The organism is Chromatium okenii (assembly GCF_002958735.1).
In the GTDB taxonomy this organism is placed as follows: Bacteria; Pseudomonadota; Gammaproteobacteria; order Chromatiales; family Chromatiaceae; genus Chromatium; species Chromatium okenii_A.
Map to the genome: position 1 here is coordinate 347,010 of NZ_PPGH01000035.1, position 25,505 is coordinate 372,514.

Annotated in this window: 18 protein-coding genes and 3 pseudogenes; 13 read left to right on the top strand and 8 right to left on the bottom strand. The window is 49.0% G+C overall.

All coding sequences use genetic code 11. From position 1 onward, the window contains the following. Positions 1-145: 145 nt before the first annotated feature. The gene (locus tag CXB77_RS09900) at positions 146-712 is read left to right on the top strand and encodes an NUDIX domain-containing protein (RefSeq protein WP_105074031.1); all 567 of its coding nucleotides are present in this window, start codon (positions 146-148) and stop codon (positions 710-712) included. 70 nt (positions 713-782) lie between these two features. On the opposite strand, the gene CXB77_RS09905 is transcribed toward CXB77_RS09900, so the two are convergent. Continuing rightward, on the bottom strand, positions 783-2,795 hold the full coding sequence (locus tag CXB77_RS09905; RefSeq protein ID WP_172452624.1) for a trypsin-like peptidase domain-containing protein: 2,013 nt from the start codon (positions 2,793-2,795) through the stop codon (positions 783-785). A 306-nt stretch (positions 2,796-3,101) separates the two neighbouring features. On the opposite strand from CXB77_RS09905, the gene CXB77_RS21775 reads away from it, so the two are divergent. The 3 genes and pseudogenes from CXB77_RS21775 (at position 3,102) to CXB77_RS21785 (ending at position 5,630) form a co-directional block, all read left to right on the top strand. Continuing rightward, positions 3,102-4,067, top strand: coding sequence for a transglycosylase domain-containing protein (locus tag CXB77_RS21775; RefSeq protein WP_242445612.1), 966 nt, complete (start codon positions 3,102-3,104; stop codon positions 4,065-4,067). Further along, positions 4,006-4,413: pseudogene (locus CXB77_RS21780) on the top strand (hypothetical protein); the annotation flags it as partial. The gene CXB77_RS21775 and the pseudogene CXB77_RS21780, both read left to right, overlap by 62 nt. Positions 4,414-4,511: 98 nt before the next feature. Further along, on the top strand, positions 4,512-5,630 hold the full coding sequence (locus tag CXB77_RS21785) for a penicillin-binding transpeptidase domain-containing protein (protein ID WP_242445662.1): 1,119 nt from the start codon (positions 4,512-4,514) through the stop codon (positions 5,628-5,630). Here CXB77_RS21785 and CXB77_RS19725 read toward each other — a convergent pair. Beyond that, positions 5,627-5,791 (bottom strand): hypothetical protein, encoded by a 165-nt coding sequence (locus CXB77_RS19725; RefSeq protein WP_172452625.1) that lies wholly within the window; start codon positions 5,789-5,791, stop codon positions 5,627-5,629. The two genes, CXB77_RS21785 and CXB77_RS19725, sit on opposite strands and share 4 nt — an antisense overlap. Positions 5,792-5,942: 151 nt before the next feature. Between CXB77_RS19725 and CXB77_RS09915 the strand changes: the two genes are divergently transcribed. The 3 genes from CXB77_RS09915 to CXB77_RS09925 all read left to right on the top strand — a co-directional run bounded on the left by CXB77_RS09915 (position 5,943) and on the right by CXB77_RS09925 (position 8,787). Continuing rightward, a complete protein-coding gene (locus CXB77_RS09915) occupies positions 5,943-7,139 on the top strand; it encodes a TraB/GumN family protein (RefSeq protein ID WP_105073756.1) in 1,197 nt (398 codons plus the stop codon). 114 nt (positions 7,140-7,253) lie between these two features. Beyond that, entirely contained in the window at positions 7,254-8,018 is a 765-nt protein-coding gene (locus CXB77_RS09920) for a spermidine synthase (protein WP_105073757.1), read from the top strand. Continuing rightward, entirely contained in the window at positions 8,002-8,787 is a 786-nt protein-coding gene (locus CXB77_RS09925) for an adenosylcobinamide-GDP ribazoletransferase (RefSeq protein ID WP_242445613.1), read from the top strand. Before CXB77_RS09920 ends, CXB77_RS09925 begins: the two co-directional genes overlap by 17 nt. A gap of 3 nt (positions 8,788-8,790) precedes the next feature. On the opposite strand, the pseudogene CXB77_RS24610 reads toward CXB77_RS09925, so the two are convergent. From CXB77_RS24610 to CXB77_RS09950, 6 genes and pseudogenes are all read right to left on the bottom strand, one after another. Beyond that, a pseudogene (locus CXB77_RS24610) lies at positions 8,791-9,371 on the bottom strand (histidine phosphatase family protein). Between the two features lie 3 nt (positions 9,372-9,374). After that, a complete protein-coding gene (locus CXB77_RS23780) occupies positions 9,375-9,752 on the bottom strand; it encodes a nicotinate-nucleotide--dimethylbenzimidazole phosphoribosyltransferase (RefSeq protein ID WP_347338095.1) in 378 nt (125 codons plus the stop codon). Next, positions 9,749-10,437 (bottom strand): annotated as a pseudogene (locus CXB77_RS24615) (nicotinate-nucleotide--dimethylbenzimidazole phosphoribosyltransferase). Before CXB77_RS24615 ends, CXB77_RS23780 begins: the two are co-directional and overlap by 4 nt. A gap of 11 nt (positions 10,438-10,448) precedes the next feature. Beyond that, positions 10,449-12,965: a tetratricopeptide repeat protein gene (locus CXB77_RS09940; protein ID WP_105073758.1), complete on the bottom strand. Its 2,517-nt coding sequence runs from the start codon at positions 12,963-12,965 to the stop codon at positions 10,449-10,451. A 33-nt stretch (positions 12,966-12,998) separates the two neighbouring features. Continuing rightward, positions 12,999-14,339, bottom strand: a complete 1,341-nt coding sequence (locus tag CXB77_RS09945) for an HlyD family type I secretion periplasmic adaptor subunit (protein WP_105072307.1) — start codon at positions 14,337-14,339, stop codon at positions 12,999-13,001. A 50-nt stretch (positions 14,340-14,389) separates the two neighbouring features. Beyond that, entirely contained in the window at positions 14,390-16,123 is a 1,734-nt protein-coding gene (locus CXB77_RS09950) for a type I secretion system permease/ATPase (RefSeq protein ID WP_105072308.1), read from the bottom strand. Between the two features lie 647 nt (positions 16,124-16,770). On the opposite strand from CXB77_RS09950, the gene CXB77_RS09955 reads away from it, so the two are divergent. The 6 genes from CXB77_RS09955 (at position 16,771) to CXB77_RS09980 (ending at position 25,505) form a co-directional block, all read left to right on the top strand. After that, positions 16,771-17,967 (top strand): hypothetical protein, encoded by a 1,197-nt coding sequence (locus tag CXB77_RS09955; RefSeq protein ID WP_105073759.1) that lies wholly within the window; start codon positions 16,771-16,773, stop codon positions 17,965-17,967. Positions 17,968-18,172: 205 nt separating this feature from the next. Then, entirely contained in the window at positions 18,173-18,868 is a 696-nt protein-coding gene (locus CXB77_RS09960; RefSeq protein ID WP_146108785.1) for a hypothetical protein, read from the top strand. Beyond that, a complete protein-coding gene (locus CXB77_RS09965) occupies positions 18,844-20,376 on the top strand; it encodes a calcium-binding protein (protein ID WP_105073761.1) in 1,533 nt (510 codons plus the stop codon). Before CXB77_RS09960 ends, CXB77_RS09965 begins: the two co-directional genes overlap by 25 nt. Before the next feature lie 109 nt (positions 20,377-20,485). After that, positions 20,486-21,319, top strand: coding sequence for an Ig-like domain-containing protein (locus CXB77_RS09970; protein WP_105072311.1), 834 nt, complete (start codon positions 20,486-20,488; stop codon positions 21,317-21,319). Between the two features lie 451 nt (positions 21,320-21,770). Continuing rightward, entirely contained in the window at positions 21,771-22,508 is a 738-nt protein-coding gene (locus tag CXB77_RS09975; protein WP_146108615.1) for a hypothetical protein, read from the top strand. Between the two features lie 78 nt (positions 22,509-22,586). After that, positions 22,587-25,505 carry a cadherin domain-containing protein gene (locus CXB77_RS09980; protein WP_105073762.1) on the top strand — a complete coding sequence of 973 codons (2,919 nt, stop codon included), beginning with the start codon at positions 22,587-22,589 and terminating at the stop codon, positions 25,503-25,505.

Here is a 25,505-nt window from a genome sequence, read left to right on the forward strand (position 1 = left end):
AATCCTTAAAGAAAGCAAAACGCTACATCTCGGCGCAGCGGTTATAAAATGACTTTGGGTCTATCTTATTGACATCTGGTTACGGTCGGATGACCGTATTTGTTCTACGCCTGTGCGCAGGCGCAATTTTAATGAGGATCATGCAGTGAATAACGGTCAATTACTCAAATGCGAACCTATTCATCAAGGGCGCGTCATTGAATTAACTTTGGAAACAGTAGAATTGCCTAATGGCGATCAAGTTGAATTAGAAATTATTCATCACCCTGGTGGTGCAGCGGCAGTTGCCATTGATGAACGCAATCATGTTTGTCTATTGCGCCAATTTCGTCATGCCAGCCAAGGTTGGTTATGGGAACTGCCAGCAGGGCGTATTGATGCAGGAGAATCAGCGGCAAATACAGCGCAGCGTGAATTAGCAGAAGAAGCAGGATTAAGCGCCAGCGAATGGATTAGTTTGAGTTTTATTCATAGTTCGCCGGGCATTTTTACCGAGGTCATTCATCTGTGGTTAGCGCGTGACCTCGCGCATTTACCAACCGCACATGAACACGGCGAAGTAATTGAAATTACTTGGCTACCACTGGATCAGGCGCTGGCATGGTGCAATGACGGAACCATTACCGATAGTAAAACATTGGTTGGTTTGTATCGTGCTGACGCATTCATTAAAAATGCGGTTGAACTGCGAACTGAAGATCAAGGTTGTTAAACAAACTACGCATTAAAAACCGCAAAGCGATTTAATAAGTCGCCATGCGGTTTTTGAATTGCAGCGCAGTTTACCAATAACTGCGCCGTATCATAATAAAATAACTGCCAGTTTTTAACGCCGAATAAGCGCGAATTTTTACATAATAGGTTCCGGGCGTCAGCCACCGGGTGATTTTCGCCATATTGCCTAAACCATCATCGTCGTCTTCTTCCAAAATAAGTGTTTGACTGTTTGGCCCATAAAGCTCCATATAATTATCTGAAAGTGTTCCAGACCAAGTTTCAAGCACGTAATAGTTTGCTGTTTTTACCACGAATTGATACCAATTCGCACCACCGGCTGTCACAATTTGTCCACTGGACATCATGCCATTCACTGTTAATGCAGAAATCGTACTTAATGCTGTACTAATAGTGCAATAACCGCTATTGAATGCGCTAAAACCACTGGTTCCTGCTGCATTAACCGCCTTAACCCAATAATAATAGGTTGTGCCAGCGACAGCACTCACATCGTCATAAGTTGTAGTCGTTGAGGTTCCGATTTTAGTGGCCAAAACTGTATTGTTAAACGTACTGCGCCAAATCTCATAACTGCTGGCATTTGTTGAAACATTCCAAGTAATTTGTACTCGATCTGTTTTTGTTCCATCGCTGGCAGAAATACTGGTTGGCACAGATGGAATAGTAAGTAATGGCGTCATTGGTGTTGTTATATTTGATGTGTCACTTGCACTTAACCATTGTTTCAACCCAGCATTATAAGCGACATCAAAACGACCATAAGTTGACGTACCAGTGGTGTTATAGCAGGAATCATTACCACCCCAAAGCGTACCAAGCACTTGGCTATTATTATTCAATAGTGCTGATCCACTGCTTCCGGCTTCTGTTGTGCCGCTTGACCAATCAATATCAAGATAGTCACCCGTGCTGCTTGATGCCGAATAGCACGAAAAGTAGTCTGCACTACTGGCATGACAATCTTGATAAGCATCAATTTTACCGAAACTAATTTTTTTCAAATCACCATCAGGATGATGAATACCAATAACATTGTCATTAACTGCTGGAATCGCGGTTGTCCAACCGAAATATAACACGCCAGAAGGTGGTTGTTTATTCAACTTCATAAATGAAGTATCAGTAGCATCGCTTTGATAAAGAAGCTGTGCACCACCAGTTAATCGCGTATAGCGAGAATCACGGGTTTTACCATTACAACTGGATGATTGATAAAACCATTCTGTCTCAAGTGTTGATGCCGCAGTTTGCGTTGAAATACAGTGATTTGCACTTAAAAAATAAGGAATTTGCGTGGTATTATCGCTATCATTTAATAAGCTGCCGGTGCATCTGTAAGAATAACCATGATCGGTATAAATCATTTTAGCAACGCCGCCAGCTTCATCTTTCCAATCGGCATAACAGTTGACATCAAGATTGCAATAACTGGCAGATTGCGCAGACAATGGGTCTTGAAATAAATGACTGAGTTTAGGAATGCTTAACTGCACATCATCAACGTCAATTCCATTGGGAATATAAATTAAGAAAACCGCAGTTTCACCGGCAATTACTGGACTCCAATACGTTTGACCTTCAGCAGAAAGATCACCCGCAACACGATTCGCATCTAAGAGTTGATTAATCTCGCTTCCAATACTTGGCGGTGCGACAGGATTTGTACTTTCAGCGGTAAAAAATGCAAGTTGTACCGTTGCAGGTAATTCTTTAATTTGCAATCCAAGACGGATGCCTTTTGCTTCTGGCGAATCAATTCTTAATCCCAATAACGTACCACCATAAGGCGCAGAAAAACGCACAAAATGGCGTATTGCATCAGCGCCACTGAGTTTAGAAAGATCAATACTTTCGCCGATTAATGTTGGCGTTGCAATTCCTTCTTGTGATAATGGCGGAATGATTGGTGTTATTGGAATAGCAGTGATCATCGGTAATTGACGACGAATTGTTACGATGTTTGCAAAGGGTGATCGTTGCGCTGTAGTTGCGGATTGTGCAGTGTGAACTACGCGCTGATCTAATGCCGCTGGAACTGAAATAACGGGAGCTGCCACGGCGGTAATTGATATGCTTGCGCAGCATAAAAATATATGGCGTAAAATTCTTTGAAAAATTGAGTTGTTGTTCATTGTTTTATCCTGAGTGATAACTGTTAAATCCGTGATTGTTGAAGGTTGCGGAAAGACGTTATAACATTGATAGTACAAGCTATCAGTAACCCAAGTATCATTAAAAACCAATTCGAGAATCGTTAACTGTGAATTGGTCATCATTACAGATAATCTTGCGAGACAATTGTCGATAATGACCCTTAACATGCCCATTGTCATCGTCAATAATCGATGTGGGCGGAGCGCAATTTGCAATTTTTATTAAAGCCAACAAACGTTATTTCTACTGAATCGCCCAAATCGATCGTTACTGCTACGCCACCTGATTCATTATGGCAGCGCATTTGGCGTATTCCAGCGCAACTATTGGTGACATTGCTCGGCGTTGCGTTGCAGATACTGTTGCTTGGTAGCCTGGGAGCAGCGATTTTTGTGGAAGCAACGTTACCGGATTTGCCAAATGTGCAACAGTTACACACTGTGGTTTTGCAGCAACCATTGCAGGTGTTGAGTGCTGATGGAGCATTGATTGCAGAATTCGGTATTGAACGGCGACAAGCAGTGCCTTTACAAGATATTCCACAAATGGTGGTGCAAGCATTCTTAGCCACTGAAGATAATCGTTTTTTTGAACATCGTGGTATTGATTTAATTGGTATTGGACGAGCGTTATTGAGTTATTTAAAAACTGGTGAAAAAACACAAGGCGGCAGCACCATTACCATGCAAGTTGCTCGCAATTTTTTTCTATCATCAGAAAAAACATTTCAACGTAAGCTCATAGAAGTTTTACTCACTTTACATATTGAACAGACATTAACTAAACCAGAAATCCTTGAACTTTATCTCAATCAAATTTTCTTTGGTCATCGCACTTACGGCATTGTCGCCGCTGCATCTCTTTATTATGATCAACCGCTTACGGCATTAAGTGTGGCGGAAATTGCGATGCTTGCGGGCATTCCCAAAGCGCCTTCTGCCAATAATCCACTCACTAATCCGGTGCGGGCATTGGAGCGGCGCAATTACATTTTGGGGCGCATGTACGAACTCGGTTATCTCAATACGGCACAATATGAACAGGCTCGCGCTGCACCGAATACTGCGCAGTTGCATTCACAACATCGAACTCGATGCTGGTTACGTGGCAGAAATGGTGCGGCGGAGGTGCAAAATTTCTACGGTGAAGCCGCAGTCACGCAGGGTTATCGGTGACACAACGCTTGATTCTAAACTGCAAAATGCCGCTCAAGATGCAGTGCGTTCTGCGCTGCGCCAATACGATCGGCGTCACGGTTATCGCGGTCCAGAGGCGACGCTGCCGACGAATATATTGACGGAAACGCAACTTGATGACTATTTAGCCACTGTGGTTGAAATCCCAACGCTAACGCCGGGCGTAGTGATGAGTAGTAGCGCCAGCGAAACAGTGGTTTATTTAGGCGATGGGCAACGGGTCACGCTCAAACCACGTCAATTAGCGTGGGCTCGCAGTCAGCGTGATGTGGCGCATTGGCGCGGACCACGGCGAAATGCGGCGGCTTCGGTGCAGGTTGGCGATCTCATTCGGCTGCGGCGCACTGCACAAAACGAGTGGGAAATCAGCCAAATTCCCCGTGTGGTGGCGCATTGGTGGTGGTTTCACCGCGTGATGGCGCAGTGCGGGCACTGGTCAGTGGCTACAGTTTTAATGACACCAAATTTAACCGAGCGGTGGACATGCGCCGCCAGCCGGGTTCCAGTTTTAAGCCTTTCGTTTACGCCACGGCGCTGGCAAAAGGTTGGAAGCCCGATAGCGTAATTCACGATCAAACGGTGGCGCTGCCTGCTGCGTTAAATTGGAATCCGCAAAATTCCGATCATCGGCAACTGGGGGCGATTCCACTGCGCAAGGCGCTGGCGTTGTCGCGTAATTTGGCAAGTATCAATCTGTTGCAGCGCATCGGCATCAACACAACGCGAGCGTACATCCGGCGTTTTGGATTTACGGACGAGGCGCTGCCAGCGGGTTTGTCGATGGTACTCGGCAGTGGCGCGTTATCGCCGGTCAAGCTGGCGGAGGGTTACGCGGTATTTGCGAATGGTGGTTATCATGTGATTCCCTATTTTATTCAACGCATTGAAGATGGCGATGGGCGCGTTCTGTTCACAGCACAACCGCCGCAAGCCTGCGCCGATTGTTGGTATCAGCGCAGCGATACACCAACGCCGTCGCCGCCAGAGACTGCGCCAGCACCGAATCCTACTGCCGAGCGAGTGCTTGATCCGCATGTGGCATATCGCATGACCGAAATGTTGCGCGGCGTGATTGAACACGGCACTGGATTTCGTGCCAAAAAGTTAAAACGCTCGGATATTGTTGGTAAAACGGGAACAACCAACGAGGTGCGGGATTCGTGGTTTGCGGGTTATCAAGCGAATTGGGTGGCAGTGGCGTGGATGGGTTTTGATGATTTCGGCAAACTGGGTTGGGGCGAAGAAGGTGGGAAAGCGGCACTGGGATTGTGGAGCGATTTCATGCGCGTGGCGCTGGTCAATCAGCCAGTGGCGACGCTGAAAATGCCGTCTGGTGAACTGGTGGTAGATACCACGACTGCGCCTGATTCCGATTTACCGCCGCCCGAAGCTGAACCTGTTACCGCCAGTGTGCCGGTACGCACTGCGCCGACAGTGCGGCGAACACCTGTCGTCACGCGAGCTGCGAAACCACCCGTTAAACCAAAACCAACTCCTCAACCAAAACCTAAAGCCCCGCGGGTGATGGACGAACTGTTTTAATCGGTGGCAATGGACGACGTTGGAACTTCATCAGCGTCAGGGATTGGAGCTTCCGAGGATTCATCAGGATGCAGGGCTTTGCGTTGTTGCTTTTCTTCTTTTTTCTGTTTTTTGGCGAGATCACGCTGGCGCTTTGCAAACGCATAGTTGGGTTTAGTCATAGCAACACTTCGATTCAATTTGAAGATAAAGACCACAGAATAGAGTATTTTCGCTCATGGTTGCGAACGGTTTGTCAGTACTGCTACTGCCGTACCACTACAGCCGCTACTTATCCCCGCTCTCGCTGGCGGGTTTTTTGCAGAGAATTTGATGCTCGAATCTTCAGAACCTTGCTGTGAAATGACCCTTGATGACGTGCAAATCACGCTACTGGGAACGGCGCATGTCTCGCGGATTAGCGCCGAACAGGTGAAACGCGCCATTCAAAGCGGTGGCTACGATGCAGTAGCCGTTGAATTATGCCGCAGTCGTTTTAATGCGCTGACTGATCCGCGAGCACTCGCGCAGATGGATTTGTTTTCAGTCATTCGCCAAAACCGCGTGGCAATGGTGGTCGCCAATTTAGCGTTATCGGCTTATCAACAGCGGCTTGCCGAGCAATTCGGCATTGAACCCGGCGCAGAACAACGCACCGCATTGCGGCTGGCAAAAGAACGCGAGCTGCCGATTTTGCTGATTGACCGCGAGGTCGGCATCACCCTAAAACGGATCGCCGCAAATTTGAGTTGGTGGAAACGCTACACGCTGTTTGCCGGACTGTTGACGGCGCTCGTGACCACTGACGAAATCACTGAAGACGCAGTCGAAAAGTTGAAAGAAGGCGACGTGCTGGAAATGACTTTTGCGGAATTTGCAGCGGATCAACGTGATCTGTACACGCCGCTCATTGCCGAGCGAGATCAATACATGGCGGCAAAATTGCGTCGTGAAATCTCGCGGTTGCAGGTCAAGCGCGTGCTGGTCGTGGTTGGCGTCGGTCATCTCAGAGGCATTGCTGAAGTGCTGGCGCAGGAACACACGCCGCCGACACCAACACTGGTCGCGTTGGAACAAATTCCGCCACCCAGCCGCTGGCCAACGCGATTTGCGTGGGCATTATTGGCATTGATTCTCGCCGGATTTATTTGGGGATTTGCGCAAGATGCAGCGCTGGGCTGGGCATTGATCAACACCTGGATCGTGCTGACTGGCGGTTTAGCCGCACTCGGTGCGCTGGTCGCCAATGCGCATCCACTGACCATTGTGGTCGCGTTTTTAACTGCGCCGTTGACGACACTTAACCCCTTGATTGCAGTGGGAATGGTGACAGTCGCAGTCGAGTTATATCTCCGTCCACCGCACGTTGGCGATTTCAGTCGGCTGCGCGCAGACGTCGCACACTGGCGCGGCTGGTGGCACAACCGCGTGGCGCGAATCTTCGTGTTATTTTTATTGAGCAATTTAGGCGCAGCTTTTGGCACTTACATTGCGGGGTTTCAAATCATCGGTAAACTTTTTCATTTGTAGGCTTGACGCAGTTAAAACGGTTATTTTTTACTGCTAACTAAATCAATCGTTGATGATTTAACTGCGTCATCAGGCGCAACAGTCACCAAATTTCGTATCCTCGGAAATCTACCTATGTTCACTAAAGATCAATTGACCGCCGTTGTGATGACGTTATTTGTTTGGGGATTTGCTGGCGCACTTTTTGGGGCATTATTTGCCGGACTTTATCAAGTATTACAACTGCTTGGTTTCAGTGTCTGGCAACCGCTTATTATCGCAGCAGCATTGGCGGCAATGACCACCTCGGCATTTTATAGCGCCATGCCAGTGGCATTAGTCGGCGCAATGGCAGGCGTATTAGCGTCAATCAGTTATCTCATTGTCATCGGACAAGACATTGAATTGCTTGCCATGATTGTTGCAGCGGGTGTTTTTGGCATGATGGCAGGCGGTTTTTATGCGTGGATGGTCACTGGCGGCAGCCAATCGTTGGCAGAAGCATTAACTGGATTAAGCTCTGGATTATTAGCCGGTATCGCATTGGCATTGCTGCTCGCATTTACCGGCAAACACATCAGCATGTTTGCGCTGGCAGCGGGAATCGTGGCCATCGTCGGCAGCCTGTTTCAAATTTCGGAACGGTGGCTGGTGGCGCGAAGCATGGCGTGGCTGCCGAGTCAACTGTCAGCACCGATTGTGGCTGGTCTCGTCGCCGCAGTGGTGGGCGCAAGCATCGGCATCATGGACGGCGCGACGGCACTCAATACCGAAGCACAAGACATGATTGGGCTGGTACTGCGGGAAGTGCCTAACGGGTTATGGGGCGGATTATGCGGCGGCGCATTTGCTGGTTTAGTCCTTGAATTATTGGGATTTCGGCTTGAAGACCGGCAGTAAACAGCGGACTGTTTCAGCGCATTTGCGTCCGCTGTGGATTGCTGGACGATTTTTAACGCGCTTGCCATTTCCTGATCCGGGCGCAACCACGGCAGCGGAAGTCGGGCAATCCGTGCTGTGGTATCCGTTGACCGGTCTGCTACTCGGCGGGCTGATTGCGAGTATTGCGTGGCTGGTGAGTGGCGCAGCAGTAAGCGTTGCCGCTGCGGTGGTGTTAATTGCGTGGGTGTGGGGAAGTGGCGCGATTCATTTGGACGGCATCGCTGACAGCGCCGATGGCTGGGTGGGCGGACTGGGAAGCCGCGAGCGCACTTTGGACATTATGAAAGACCCGCGCTGCGGATCAATGGGCGTGACGGTGATCGGACTGGTGTTGATCGCCAAATTCGCCGGATTACAGGCGCTGCTGGCGCAGAGTGATGGATGGTTATTGCTGTGGCTGCCGTTGCTCGGACGATGGCAATTGCCGCTTTTGCTCCTGACCACCCGTTATGCGCGTTCGCACGGAATGGCGTTTGAACAGGCGCAGCATTTACCGCGTCGCGCTGGCTGGCTGGTGGTCAGCGCCGTACTGCTTGCCGAAATCCTAATTGTCAGCGCAACCCAAAATTGGATATTGGCAACCACGCTGGCGCTCGTCACCGTGAGCATTTTGCTGATCATGCGCCGCGCTATGGTGCAGCGATTGGCGGGATTTACGGGCGACACGGCTGGCGCAGTGGTGGAAGTGACCGAAACGGCGTTGCTGCTCGTCATCAGTTGGTCGTGAACACTAGCTTCGATGAAACAACAGGCTGGGTTGACCCGGCGCTGGGTATAAACACAAACGGGAAAGGTTGGCGGGCGGGACTTCGAGCAGCGCCAGCGCCGTGACTGGCATTTGCAGCACTTCCGCAATGAGCACCCGAATCACCACGCCGTGCGTAATTAGTAAAGAATGCGGTTCATTGGATTGCTGCACCGTTTGCCATGCCGTGAGCACTCGGGTTTGAAATGCGGCGAACGGTTCGGCAGCAGGCGGCGCAAAGTCAGCGGGATTCGTCCAAAGTTGCAGCAATTGATCGGCTGGCAGTTCGCGAACGGTAAACCGTCCCATGCGCCAAAGTGCCATTCCGCCAGCGCCGAATCAAAGCGCAATGGGATTTGATGTTGGGCAGCAAGTTGGCGGGCAAAGGCAGCGCAGCGTTGCGCCGGAGAGCTGATGATGAGCGACCACGCTGGCGCATCTGCGGTTGCTCGCGCCATCTGCGCCCAGCCGTCGCTCGTCAATGGATCATCGCAACTGCCGCGCAATCGCGCTCCACCACTGACCGTACCGTGACGCAGCAAATCGACAAAACGCGGCGCAGTCATGGGTCAATCTTGACTGACACCTGCTTCGGCGAAGGTCGCCGTGTGTTGATGCAGTTCACACGCCAGCCGCAACAGCGGGACGACTGCCAATGCGCCGGTCGCTTCACCGAGCCGCAGTCCAAAATCCAAATAAGGTTTGGCATTGAGCGCGGTCATCATGCGCTGATGTCCCGGCTCCGCCGAGGCAGTGGCAAATAACATCCATTCGCGCACCTGCGGTTGCAGTCGCACTGCGGCGAGCGCGGCACTGCTCATAATGAATCCGTCCACCACCATCGGCAGCCCGTGCTGGGCAGCGGTGATAAACGCGCCGACGGTCGCCACGATGTCAAAACCAGCCAACCGTTGCAGCAATTCCAACGGTGAGGCATCCGGCGTCACATGTCGCGCCAGCGCACATCAATCACTCGTGTTTTTCGCGCCACACCATTGACATCCAAACCCGTCCCCGGTCCAGTCAATGTGGCAGCAGATTCGCCGAGCAGCGCACAGGCCAGCGCGGTCGCTGAAGTGGTGCTGCCAATGCCCATTTCTCCACAAATCAACAACTTCGCACCCTGCGCCAGCGCCCGTTCGGTCGCTGCTCGTCCGAGATTGAGACCAGCAACGAGCTGGCGCTCCGTCATCGCCGGTTCGCAGGCATATTGCCAGTGCCAGCGCCGAGCCGTTCGTTGCGCACATTGGGCAATTCGCCGGGATCGCCGACCGTGCCGACATTGGTGATTTCCAACCGCACACCCAGCGCCCGCGCCATCACTGTCACTGGTGCGCCGCCGTTGCTCATGTTGCGCAACATTTGAACGGTGACGATTTGCGGAAACGCAGAAATGTCCTCTACAACTGCGCCGTGATCCGATAAGAATTGCAGCACTTGTATTGGATCGGGCGATGGTGTGGCGGTATTTTGCATTCCCGCCAACGCAATTGCCATTTCTTCTAAACGCCCTAATGAACCATAAGGCTTAGTTAATTGATTTTGCCGTTGGCGAGCAGCTTCGGCAGCAGCGTTATTCGGTAATAAACAAGGAGTATTAAGCCAAGCCAGTTCTTCGATCATGCAATTCATTTCCAATGCTATTATTCGTTTTTATTTTGAGCAGTTGCCCATTTGATCCACATTGCGCGATAGGCTTGTTCAATTCGGCGTGCAAATCCAATTTCATCGCAACAAGGACTGGTTTTTAATTCGTCGCGCAAGCTGGCACGAATCGCAGCTAAACGCGGTAAATCATTTGCTAGCGCAACTGCTTTTTCAATGTATTCATCTTCACTATTTGCAATCCATTCAGAATGTCCAACCCCAGTTAAAATTGAACTGCCCAATCGTCCGACACTGGGGCGACTAGCCAAAGTAATAAAGGGCACTCCACAATAAAGCGTTTCAAACAACGTAGTTCCTGAATTATGCGGAAAACAATCTAAGCTAATATCAATTCCACGCAATACATCCCAAGGCGGGCTGTGATAACCAATTTCTAAACGGTCGGCGGTAATGCCGTGCGCAGCAAAGCGTTCGATTAAATCAGTTTGCATCGCAGCGGAGGTGAAATCTTTGCTATTCACAACTAAACGTGAATTAGGCAGTCGGCGCAAGATATTCGCCCATACGCGAATGGTATGGTGGTTAATTCTTATGGCGCGGGTTAGGGTTCCAAACGTGACATAACCATGCGCCAGTGCTGGCAAATTATTTACCTCACCCATTCCACAATTTGGTCGGTAAACATAAGCCGGCGTTGCAATGCGCCACGGCATTTCAGAAAACAGATATTCACTGCCTGCTGGTGTCATTATTTCATCAGTTAAAAAATAATCAATTGCCGTTAAACCAGTGGTGTACGCATAACCAAGCCAAGAAACTGCAATAGGTGCGGGACGATATGCAAAAACACTGAGACGATTATTTGAAGTATGACCTGCAAGATCAACCAAAATATCAATTTGATCGGCACGAATACGCGCTGCAAGCTCTGCATCAGTTAAATTTCGTGTGGATACCCAATGATCAACATATTGACGATAACGTTCTGTAATGACATCTTCGTTGGTTAATTCGGCATAAGCTGTCACTTCAAATTGTGTTTTATCGTGCTGCGCCAATAGCGGCTCTAAAAAATACAGAGTGGAATGCGCTCGAAAATCTGGCGAAACGTATCCAATTTTTAATTGTCGTTTAAGAGCACGATCATTGGTGTGTAGTTGCCAATTACAATGTAATGGTTCAGCGACCCGCTGATTGAATTCTTGATAAACAGAGAAAATTTCTTCTGCCGATTGATCAGGGTGGTAGTTTAGAGAAAAGAGTAAGGAGCTATAAATTTTCCTCGGTGCGTTAATCGCCAATGCTTGTTTATAATCACTAATCGCATCATCTAAGCGATTGAACGCTCGATTGGTATTACCACGAATTGCAAGCATTTCAGGGTCGTTTGATTGCAATATTACGGTTAAAAGTTGAGATGCAATTTGCTTGCGCTCTGTTTGGCGATTACTGCTGCAAAGGTCTAATGCTTTTTTATACATCGCCGCTGATTCATCTAAACGCCCGAGACGCTGAAATGCGTTGCCAAGATTAGATAGAATCTCGGGATGGTCGGGCTGAATCTGTACCGCACGTTGTTGCGAAATAAGCGCACTATTCAATTGACTAAAAGCGAGTTGTGTATTACCAAGACTGCTGAAAATCTCTGCGTTATTTGGCTGTAATGTAAGTGCTTGTTGATAACAGTCAATTGCTTTTTCAAACTTCTGTTCGTCGCGTAAAATTGCACCAAGAACGAGATAAGATTTAACGTGTTTTGCATCAATCGCCAGTGCGCGTTGGCAATATAACTTTGCGTCGTCTGCTTGTCCTAAGCTGCGGGATAGTTTTGCAAGGTTATAAAACGCAGCCACAAAATGCGGTGCGCATTTAGCAGCAAAGGCATAACAAATTAGTGCTTTGTCTAATTGTGCCAAATCTTCAAACGCCACGCCTAAAGTATTCAAGCATTCTGCGTCATCTGATTTTAATTGCAGTGCCTTTTCTAATGCCGTGACAGCCTCTTGATTGCGTTGGCATTGCGCCAACACTGTTCCCAACATTTTCCAACCTAAAGGATGATTTGGATAACGTTCTGTTAACGTTTGCGCCAATTGTTGCGCTGCTTCATTTTGACCCTGTTCAAATCGAGTGAATAACGCATCAATCTCAGTTACTGTCGGTTCTTGTGCGTCGATAGATGCGTACAGCGAAGGCGTTATCATTTGCACTAAACGCGCTTTTAACTCTGCCGCCGCTATAGTTTCCAATCCGTTCGCTTGTGCTTGTTCAATTACAGTTAACGCATCAGCAGCGCGACCATCTAATAACAAACCTTCAGCGAAGGCTTGCCAATACAGACCAACATCTGGGGCGATTTCCAATGCTTGCTGCAAATGCGTTAGACCGAGATCGAATTGACCACGTTCGATGATTAATACACCCAAACCATGATGCGCTGCCGCGTGATTTGGATCAGCATTTAATACCGCCTGATAACCTGCCGTTGCAACTTCCCAGTGACCGGCGGTGTGCGCAGCAATAGCTGCTTCCAGTAACGCTTGCGTGGTCATTTCTAACTCCGTCTGCACTACAATTGAGTGGCGTTATTCTTCTTTTAATCCCAATATCAATCTATCTGTGATTGGTTTAATGAGATATTCAAAGAAGGTGCGTTCACCAGTTTTAATCATCACGTCTGCGGGCATTCCGGGCAGTAAGATTAATCCGCGTAACGTATTCATGCCTTCCGGTGTGACTTGAATCCGCGCTAGATAATAGGGCGCTCCAGTACTGGGATCGGTTAAGCGGTCGCCGGAAATAGTTAATACTGTACCGAATACTGTTGGCGTTGTCCGTGAATTGAATGCTGAAAAGCGAATTTCTGCGGTCAAGCCCGGAATAACTTGATCAATGTCTGTGGGTTGCACCCGCGCTTCCACAATGAGCGGTTCACCTTCGGGAATGATGTCGAGAATTGGATCGCCGGAGCGTAAGACACCACCGATTGTATGAATGCGCATTCCTACAATTGAACCTGCTGAAGGAGCCATTACGGCAGTGCGTTCCAGTGCTTTTTCTAATGCTCGCATCCGTTCCCGTAAATCAGAAAGGTCAGTTTGTACTGCTCGCAGTTGTTCGACTACATCGCTGGTGAATACGCGCCGCACTTGCGCAATTTGCAATTTGGTTTCGCCAATTTGTACTTGTGTTGCAGCAATGGCAGATAGATGTTCAACACGCTCGCCGTCGATTTCTGCGGCTAATCGTTCCCATTCGCGCAAACGACTTTTTTCACCCAATCCCTTTTCAATCAGCTTCTGCAAACCGGCGATTTCTTCCTGATAAAGACCAATACGTTTTTCTTTACTGCTGACCAATCCAGTTAAACCACGAATCTGTTCCTGAAGTTGACCAATTCGTTGTTGCAACACATCAACTTCACCGGCGTTGGCCTGATGACGTGCTTGAAACATGCGTTGCTGACCCATCATCGCTTCTTCAACACGCGGATCATTTTTGGCTTCCAGTAAATCTGCTGGAAAAACCACTTTGTCTGCGTTGTCACGTTCGGCAATTAACCGCGCTTCTTCCGCTCGTCGCGCCAGAAATTTACCGCGAGCAATTTCTAGTTGCGCCCGTGACTCAGTGTCATCAATCCGCAACAGCACCTGACCTTTTTGCACGGTATCGCCTTCACGCACCATTATCTCGCTCACGATGCCGCCTTCCATGTGTTGTACCGTTTTGCGCGACGATTCGACTGTCACCACGCCGGGCGCGACCGTTGCGCTATCAATAGGTGCAAAGGCAGCCCACACGCCAAAGCCGCCGACACCTGCGAGCAAAATCAATAGCCCTAGTGTGCGTTCTGGACCGTCGCTGGTACGCAAACTGAGCGTATCTGGAGTTGGCTCCAGCGTTTTGGGAATAACATTGATATCCAAAGCAATTTCTCTCTAATAACAGCAAATTGGGTTCACGAAGAGCGCTGGCGCTATCCGACAGCCATATTGGTTGCTGGCGTGTTTGTCTGACTAACGATGCTGGGCTTGGCAAACTGCGATAGCACCTGATCGCGGGGTGCGAAGAGATGCAGCATTCCTTCGCGCAACACTAAAATTTTGTCCACGCCATTCAGTACGCTGGGGCGATGGGTAATAATGAATACCGTTGAGCCATCGGCTTTTAATTGCGCAATTGCCCGTACCAATGCGGCTTCGCCCTGTTCATCAAGGTTGGAATTTGGTTCGTCGAGCACGACCAGCACTGGTTGTCCATACATCGCTCGCGCCAAACCGAGACGCTGGCGCTGTCCGCCGGAGAGCACTGCGCCACCGACGCCGACCGGCGTGTCATAACCTTTTGATAAACCTAAAATCATTTCGTGGACTCCGGCGCGTTGCGCAGCTTTCACCACTTGCTCTGGGTCTACCGTGCCGAAACGGGCGATATTTTCGCCGACCGTGCCATCAAAAAGTTCAATATCTTGAGGTAGATAGCCGATGTGTGGACCTAAATCTTCGCGGTTCCAGCGGCTGATTTCTGCGCCGTCAAGCCGCACTGCGCCAGCGGCAGTTGGCCACACGCCAAGCATCACTCGCGCCAGCGTTGATTTTCCCGCAGCACTCGGTCCAATCACGCCGACGACTTCGCCGGGCGCAACGTCAAAACTGATACGTTTCAGCACGGCAGTCGTTGATCCCGGTGGCGCAGCGACAACATCCTGAAAACTGATCTGACCAATGGGCGAAGGCAAGCGCATATTGACTGGACGCGCCGGAATGGATTGCAGCAGTGCCTGTAATCGGCTGTAAGAAGTACGCGCAGTTAAAAAGCCTTTCCACGAACCAATCAGCATGTCGATTGGCGCAAGTGCTCGTCCCATCAGAATTGAACCGGCGATCATGATGCCGGGCGTAACGATTTGTTGAATGGCGAGATAAGCGCCAACGCCGAGAATGAGCGATTGCAGCGTGATGCGAATGGTTTTACTGGCGTTAATGAGCAAGCCAGCGCGGTCGCTGGCGAGGGCTTGCAGTTTGAGCATTTCTACATGTCGCGTCAGCCAGCGTTTGTGGACATTTTGCAACATGCCCATGGATTCCAACGCTTCTGCATTGCGCAAATTACCTTGTAAGTAATTATTACTCGCTGCTGCTTGGCTATTGGCTTGTGCGAGGGGTTTTCTGGTGGTGAGTTCATTGGCAACTGCTAATGCAATCAAAATTAATGCACCAACAACTGCGAACCAACCAATCAATGGGTGCATTAAAAATAACACCAGCATGTAGAGTGGAATCCATGGGGCATCAAAAAAACCGAATAAGCCATTGCCGGTGAGAAATTGTCGTAATGAAGTCAGGTCTTGAATGGGCTGGGTTCCGGTATTGCCGCCGCCACGCAAATTGGCATCAAACATTGCAGCGAATAAGCGGGTATTTAGTGCCATATCGAGCCGGGCGCTGACCCGCACTAGAATCCGCGAGCGCACCAATTCCAGTGCACCCATGACGACGTACAAACCGACAACTAAAAGCGTTAATACGAGCAGCGTCATTTCACTGCCGCTGGCGAGAACGCGATCATAGACCTGCAACATGTAAAGCGATGGAACGAGCAGCAACATGTTAATAAATGCACTGAAAAATCCGGTAAATAAAAATGAATTGCGGCTGGCTTGTAAGACGGCACGCAATTCATCAACGGGAGGACGGGAATGCTTATTCACAAGAGAATTACCAAAATGGTGGATCACAGTGGGTCGCAGAGTGCGCCCGGCGAGAGAATCATCCTATCAAAACCAACTGTTTGCGGCATTGTAATCATCGGACAGTGGTATGCAGCAGGATATTTGTGGATTTTGCAACAGGTGTTTGCTGGTCTAAAATGGCGCTGGGAAATGTCAAAAAGCCTTGAAATTTCCTGATATATCCTGACAATCTTAATCTGCAATGTTAAGATATTTGGTGTCAGTTCTGTTTCGTTTCAATCCGGTATCACGCCGCTCCTAATGACCAGATACTTAGATTGTCAAATTATGCAAGCGCGTTTTGCGGAATTGCCATCATTCGCCACACAAAACTTGCGTTCTGGCAACACATGGGTAAAATATAACTCAGGCACGCCCCGAAATGTAGTGATTTATACCACAAGCTGAACTCGGCGGTGTTTGCCAGTGTTATGGCATGTTCAGGCAGCGAAAAGCTGTCGATCACAGTTAGAGGCACTAAAACACCCCATCATGCTTGCGCCTGAGTGTTTTCCCTATACTTACGCTTGTGCACGATCCTGGTTGCTGGTAGCGTCCAAACGCACCAACTAATCCGGTTTCAAGGTTTCTGTCTTTTGTCACCCAACCCTTAAGGAATCCTAATCATGGCTCTTCAGACTTTCCAAGAAAATTTTTATTTGACCCAAAATCCTGACGTGTTCGCAGCGGTGCGCGACGGTCTGATGACTGCTGAGGAACATTACGTCAAGTACGGCGAACTGGAGGGGCGTCAGCCAAACCCATATTTCAATCCAGCCGGTTATATGGCGGTAAATCAGGATGTCGTGCCAGCGGTTGCGAGTGGCATTTTCAGCAGTTTTCTGTCGCATTTTGAACTAAATGGCGCACGTGAAGGACGTTCCCCCGGTGCTGACACCTTTAACGAAGCCAACTATCTCGCAGCAAATGAAGATGTTAAGGCTGCTGTTGACGCTGGAGATTTGAATAGCGGTTATGAGCACTATGTTCTTTATGGTGCTATCGAAGGTCGTGCTAATGGAATCGCTGAGAATCCTGATCCTACACAAGGTCAAACCTTCACGTTGACAGTTGCTCAGGATTTGTTCCCTGAACAGTCTGCTGCTGGTAACGCAGGCGCTGATGTGATTCGTGGTGTTGCCGGTCAAATTGAGGGCGCACAGGATCAAACAACTCTGAATTCTTCAGACATTCTTGACGGCGGCGCGAGCGACGCAGATAAGTTGGTCGTTAATATGACCGGCACACAATATCTCGGCGGTGCGACGGTTAAAAACATTGAGACGTTACAGATTGGTACTAACTTGACCAATCAAGAGGTTGCGTTCGACATGAACGTAAACCAAGGTTCTTACGAGGTCACCAGCGTCAATAAATTGGTGTATGACCAGATCACAAACACTGAGACGCTGGTAGTACAAAACGTTGTACCAGTTGCGGTTGGTGATGTAGCACCCGACATGGTTTGGGCAAATGAAAACGGCTCTGCAGCTGGCACAATTGCCACGACTTATCGGCAGGCTACCATTGATGGAACTGCTGACAATCAGACAGTAGAGCTGATCAATGTGACTGCCACCCAACATGTTATTGATGGTGTTTTGGCAATTGGAGGGGGGATGGAGCAACTCACCATCATCTCGTCAGGTGAGGTTGCACAGAACACTTTGAACAATAGCAATGTTGAGATTGCCTCGATCTCTTATGGCGACACCGGAAGTCGTAACGACAACGGCGCCGACCTGCTTTCAAAGGAATCGCTGACTTCAGTCGTACTGAAAGGTGCAACCGCAATTGGTGAAGGCGCTGACGTTATCGCATAGAAACAATCGGAGATGTCACTCCAGAATGGGTAGCGCGTGAGTGGACTGGCTTAACTGATCGTTGGGCGAGTGTTTATCGTGCACCTTCTTGACGGCGGAATTGTAGCTAGTGACGACGGTGGTATTTCCAATAGCTTTGGCGATGGAACGCGCTTCCAATTTGTTGTCGGTTGGTTCACGGGTTACTAAAGTAGATGCGTCAGAAATGACTGCAAATACTTTCGTGCGTTTTGCTGCTAAAAGCGATGAATCTGCTTCTGACAAGACGTTTATCGGTGGCACTGCCAATGACTACGTTGAGTTTGAAAACGGCAACGTCACGGCAACCGGTGATACCGGTGAAGATACCTTTGCGTTTATCAACGGTCAGCCCAATTCTACTTTTGGTGAGAATGATGTTCTGACCGGTGGCGAAGATTCCGACACCATTCTGCTGGGTATGAACGGCTTTGGTGATTACACCGTCGCACAAACGGAATTCCGCAACAAGACCGCTATTGATGTCTTGGATCTGCGCGGAAATACCAGCAATGTAACCCTGTCCTCTGAATTTGTGAGCAGTGCTGATGAAGGGCGAATTACCGTTCACACGGATCGCATTGTGCGGACGGCGCTGGATAACAATACTAATGGCGCAACCCATTCTCCTAATGAAGATAATTCAGTACACATCGTTGATTTGACCTTCTTGGGGGCTGCTGACGGCATCACCTTCCATGGTGGTTCCGGTAGTGATCGTCTTGTCCTCAACGATGCAACCTTCAATGTGCAGCAAGTGCTTGATGGCGGCGTCTTCACTGATTATGCCAATCGCACCGGATTCCAAGCTAACACTGAGGATTATGACACCCTGACTGTGATCACCAATGGTGAGCAGTGGTACTTGATGCGCAGGATTTAAGTCAGATCACCAATTTCAACGGTCTGATTCTGACAAAGAATTCCGAGACGGCAAGTTATAGCATCACGCTGACGCGCAGTTTCTTGTCGGCGAATACGCTGGAACTGGATGACGCGACGAACACCAATATCGATGACACTATTTTCCAAGTTGGTACTATCGCGGCAGCAAATCAGTCGATATTGAGCACTGGCGATACGGTCATGATTGATGTTTCTGATTTGTTGAGCATTACCAACAACGCAAAATCAACGCCCGGATTCATTCCAGGTTTTGATGTCAAGTCGTTAACTGAGCTTGGCGTTAATCCAATTTTCTTGGGCAATGGCGGCGAAGAGGTTGCGCTGTCCACTCTTGAGGGGCTTGGATTGGTCAGATATGACACCGCCACCGCTCGCAATGATGTGCTGGTGTCTGCGCCCAATGTGAAGGATTTGCAAGGCAATACCTTGACTGCGCAGGCAGCAAATTTTGATACCACGAGTGGGTTCTTATTGTCCGGTGGCTTGGCTACTGCGCAAGATGATGTGCTGAACACTACTGCGGCTTTTTTAACTGGGTCAAAAATCAGTATGGCCGGCGGCACTGACACGCTGAACATCACCGATGACGCAGCTGGCAAGGATGCTTCTGGATTAGCCACTGCCGATGCCCCTGAGATCGTCAACCTCAAGGGCGGCGCAACAGGTCTTGGATTCACTAACGCCAATGGCGCGGGATTTGAAGTGAATGCCAGTGTGGCTGCCGTTGTTCATCTGGGCAACCTTGGACAGATTTTCAACGGTTCTGTACAAGGTGATTTCGTTACTGGTGGCACAGGCGCTGATTCAATCGATGCTGGTTCAGGTGACGATGCCATCGTGGATGGTCTTGGCAATGACACGATTGATGCTGGCGCAGGCGCTGATGTGGTTGACATCACTGTCGGTGATGACATTGTTTACATGGGCAGCGGTGATGGTGATGTGCTGCGTGTAACCCTGAGCGGCAACGACACCGTGTATCTCGGCGCTGGCGCTGATGATGGCACTGATAATGTCGTGATTTTGAACACTAACTCGAAAGATGTGGCGCAAATTGATACGGCTGTGGTCACGATTAACGACTTCAGCATTGCCAGCGATAAGCTCATCATGGCATCTACGGAAGACAATGCCGTTGTTGCAACTTCCTACGGCACATTCATCAATAACGCTGTTGACGGTGAGCTTGCTATTGATGCTAGCATCTTAGAAATCAGCTCTGCCAAGTACCAATACACTGGTGAACAACCAGATGAGGGCACCTTGCTGTCGTTTATCAACGACTCTATGGGAGAGACCGCTGCCGATGGCGCAGTGATTACTGTGGTTGTTTATAACGGTGATGGTTCCAACGGTCTTGTAAACGCAGCGATTTTCCAGATGCAGGAGGATGGTACTGTTACACAAGAATTCGACAACATTGAATTGGTTGGCATTGTCACTAACGTAGCGGCAGACTCATTTACTGCGGCGAACTTCTCTTAATGGTCTGAGTCTGTGTTTAATCCTTCCTCACGTTGAGGAAGGATTACTGACCAAAATCACTTCACCCTTTCAATAAACCGATCTTTCTCCATTACATGGGTAAGTAAACATGGCTACCGATTTGAAATCCCTTTTGAACCACCCTCTCAGTTCTTATTCTGCTGTTCTTGATGATTTGACTGCAGAAGATGCGAGTGGTCTTTTTAGTTTTACCAAGGCGTCGTTGGGAACTTTTTACAATTCCGCCCCCGTTTTATCTGGTCTTGCAGATACCAATATCACCCCTGATCAAAATCTTGTATTGAACTTTAACGAGAAGGTGACAGCTGTTGCTGGAAACATTCAAGTTTGTGATTCTGATAAAAATGTAGTTGCTACGGTTTCTGTGACTGATAAGGCTGTCACTGTTTCTGATTTATCAGTAACAGTTGATTTACCCAGCGATTTAGCGATTGGATCATACTGCATCACGATTGGTGCGGGTGCTTTTGAAGATGCTGATCATCGTGATTTTACTTCCACTGATGTGATTAATTTCACTGTGAGTGCGGCGGGTACGGGTGGCGTCGATCCGACCGATCCAGGCACGGACGATGTCGTTTCAAAAAGCCTAGACGGTCAAGGTACTGCGACCGTTCCGGTAGAGCTTGACGCTCTGACTAGTGCATTCAACTTCACCGATGATACGGTTGAGGTGGTTGGTAATAACGTGGTCATCACTGGTTTTAGTGCGAATGATTCAATCACAATCACTGGTGCGGTGAAGGCAGATTACGATGATGGCGTCATTGGCTCCAATGGTGCGGGTGATGTCACCATCCTTTACAACCTCGATGGCATCGTGCATCAGATTGAGCTCACTGGAGTTGCTGTGGGCGCAGGACTAGTCTTTGATGTAAATAGCTTTAACGCCTTACCTGTTGGTGATCTAACCTTCAATTGATTTAAGGGGGAAATAAAAGTTTCTCCCGTTGTTAGGTAAAGTGGAGATAGTGAATTGTTCGCTGTCTCCACTTAAGACAGATTAAAAACGGCTAGTGATCCTCCGATAGAGTAAGAATTTCTTAATTCTTTGTAATTAAAGTAGGAGTTACGCAGTTGAAAACTTAACCTACTGATTTTTATGAAAACGCAATTGTGCAGCGCACAAACCAGTTTCAATAAAATCAAGCATTTAGAAATCCAACTGCGTAACTCCTATAAAGAATAAAAATCTGTACAACCCTATTGATGAGGTCACCACCTAAAAACTGGTTTATTTCTGTTCACAACAACGCAAGCTGTTTACTTGTGAGTGTAGAATTTTTATACGCTTGTTTTTATTAAAAAATCTCACAAAAGCGCGGTGCTAGTTTCAATATTTTTATACATGTAATATTTTGGAGATTAGACGTATGGCAAGATTAATCCTGACATCAGAAGATAATGGTAAAACTATCCCGCTGAGTGGAACGCTTTTTTGGGATGTGGTTGGTTCGGCACGAGTTGACTTTTTCGAAATTCAGGCGGGAACTGCTGCGTCTATTTTGGGAGGCGCAAGTAAAGATTTATTTCGTTTGCTTGGCAACCAAGCTGATTACAGCGTTTATCAAGCCAGCTCGAACGTTATCTTTACGCACCAACTAACAGGGGAAACGGTCATAATCAAGTCGCTGAGTGCAACTGGTGACGAAATAGCTTTTTTGGACACTGTCCCTATCAGTCTGAAAATCACGGGCGGAGCGTTGATGCTTGGCGAGCAGTTGTTGACGCCAACCCCTAGCCCAATTACAGCAAGCACGGATACCGCTGATAGCAACTTCAGCTTGGATGGTAAAGGAACAGCTGTTGTTCCCGTGGAGATTGATGCCAGTGAAAGTGCTTTCATTTTCACTGATTTGGTGTCGACATCTAACAATGTCTCCCTTCTAAATTTCACGGCAGACGATGAAATCATCATTTTTGGCGCCACTGCGAGTGATTATGATGACGGGGTCATTGGCACGAACGATGCGGGTGACGTTACAATCACTTACAACCAAGCTGGAATCCTCAATCAGATTACGCTTCTTGGCGCAGTAACGGATACATCTCTTATTTTCGACGTTGCTTCATTCAATGCTCTTCCCATCGGCAATCTAGTTTTTGGTTAGTGGTTCTTAAAACGCCATTGGTTACAAACATTCCTGTCACTCGATTCACCCTCAAAGACAGCAGTTGGAGAATATTTCATGGCAAGCATCCTTACACTCGATAGTAATGCGGCAAAAAATCCCATTAACGTTCCGGTTTTATCGGGCGAGCTCGTCATCAACGGCACCGCTGAACTTGAAACGTTTGTGGTCCCAGTTGACGCAAATGTCAAAATTAACTCTGGTGGTGCGGTTGATATCATCAAATTTATTGGTGGCGCATCAGAGTACTCCGTACACAGTGACGGTAATGATGTCCTGTTTACAAACAAAAGCTCTGGCACCGTCATTACAGTAGCGAAAGTGGGAGCAGTTGGTGATCAGGTGCAATTTGGCACCACAGGTTTACCTACCGCGCTGAAAATTGTCGATGGCGCCATTGTTCTTGGTGAAGATGACACTGCCCAGACAATTACCACTGAAGTTTTAGATGTGACTGGCGCAACGGGTACGACTGGACCCGCTGATGAAGATGCTCCAGTATTCATCAGTGCAACGGTTGTAGATAACACGTTGATAATGTCCTACGCAGATGCCAGTGCGCTTGCCGCTGCGACCAAGCCTGATGCAAGTGCTTTTGTCGTGCAGACAAATGACACCATTAAAGATGTGACTGCTGTCACGGTCGATGCCACTGCTAGGACCGTTACCTTGACGTTGGCGACTGCGGTTGTCTTTGGTGAGACGGTTAAGGTTTCCTACTTTGATTCGACCGAAAGTAATGATGCTAAGGCGATTCAAGATGCGTCCGGCAATGATGCGGCGACTCTTATTCAAGGAGCGGTCGTCAATGCAACATTAGAAAAAGATGACGTTGCTCCGGTTTTTCTAAGTGCTGTTGCAGCGGATCAAACCCTGACCTTGAATTATAACGAAGCACTTAATGCGACAAACTCGCCGACTGATAAGTTATTTGTAGTTCAAGTTGACGGGGTGACGACTTCCGTCACGAACGTAGCTGTTGTGGATAACACAGTCGTGCTGACGTTGGCGAGTGCGGTGATTCCTGGCGCAGTTGTCACGGTATCTTACCTTGACCGGAATGCCACTGATGACACCAACGCGATTCAAGATGCGTCCGGCAATGACGCGGCTTGGTTTATCGGTAAGGTTGCTGTCACGGCGCCACCAAACGAAGCGCCAGTTGTCGATGCAGGTAGCTTCACCGTTGCAACTGACGGCACCGAAGTGGGCGCGGTCACGGCAACTGATCCAGAAGGGACTGCTGTTACTTACGCGATCACCGACGGCAATGATGCTGACGGCAATGGCATTGATGCGTTTGTAATCGATACTGAAACCGGTGCGTTGACGGTCAACGATCCAGCAGAGTTGGTTGCTGGTGAAACCATTACGCTGACGATTGAAGCGACTGATGAAGCCGGTCAAGTTGGCACTGGTACGGTCACGGTTGCTGTTACTGAGCCAGTTGAGCCACCAAACGAAGCGCCAGTTGTCGATGCAGGTAGCTTCACCGTTGCAACTGACAGCACCGAAGTAGGCGCGGTCACGGCAACTGATCCAGAAGGGACTGCTGTTACCTATGCAATCACTGACGGCAATGATGCTGACGGCAATGGCGTTGATGCGTTTGTAATCGATACTGAAACCGGTGCGTTGACGGTCAACGATCCAGCAGAGTTGGTTGCTGGTGAAACCATCACGCTGACCGTTGAAGCGACGGATGCTGACGGAATCGTTGGCACGGGTACGGTGACGGTTGAAGTGACTGAGCCAGTTGAGCCACCAAACCAAGCGCCAATTGTCGATGCAGGTAGCTTCACCGTTGCAACTGACGGCACCGAAGTAGGCGCGGTCACGGCAACTGATCCAGAAGGGACTGCTGTTACCTATGCAATCACTGACGGCAATGATGCTGACGGCAATGGCGTTGATGCGTTTGTAATCGATACTGAAACCGGTGCGTTGACGGTCAACGATCCAGCAGAGTTGGTTGCTGGTGAAACCATTACGCTGACGATTGAAGCGACTGATGAAGCCGGTCAAGTTGGCACTGGTACGGTCACGGTTGCTGTCACTGAGCCAGTTGAGCCACCAAACGAAGCGCCAGTTGTCGATGCAGGTAGCTTCACCGTTGCAACTGACGGCACCGAAGTAGGCGCGGTCACGGCAACTGATCCAGAAGGGACTGCTGTCACTTACGCGATCACTGACGGCAATGATGCTGACGGCAATGGCGTTGATGCGTTTGTAATCGATACTGAAACCGGCGCGTTGACGGTCAACGATCCAGCAGAGTTGGTTGCTGGTGAAACCATTACGCTGACGATTGAAGCGACTGATGAAGATGGAATGGTTGGCACGGGTACGGTGACGGTTGAAGTGACTGAGCCAGTTGAGCCACCAAACCAAGCTCCAGTTGTCGATGCAGGTAGCTTCACCGTTGCAACTGACGGCACCGAAGTGGGCGCGGTCACGGCAACTGATCCAGAAGGGACTGCTGTTACCTATGCAATCACTGACGGCAATGATGCTGACGGCAATGGCGTTGATGCGTTTGTAATCGATACTGAAACCGGTGCGTTGACGGTCAACGATCCAGCAGAGTTGGTTGCTGGTGAAACCATTACGCTGACGATTGAAGCGACTGATGAAGCCGGTCAAGTTGGCACTGGTACGGTCACGGTTGCTGTCACTGAGCCAGTTGAGCCACCAAACGAAGCGCCAGTTGTCGATGCAGGTAGCTTCACCGTTGCAACTGACGGCACCGAAGTAGGCGCGGTCACAGCAACTGATCCAGAAGGGACTGCTGTTACCTATGCAATCACTGACGGCAATGATGCTGACGGCAATGGCGTTGATGCGTTTGTAATCGATACTGAAACCGGTGCGTTGACGGTCAACGATCCAGCAGAGTTGGTTGCTGGTGAAACCATCACGCTGACGTTGAAGCGACGGATGCTGACGGAATCGTTGGCACGGTACGGTGACGGTTGA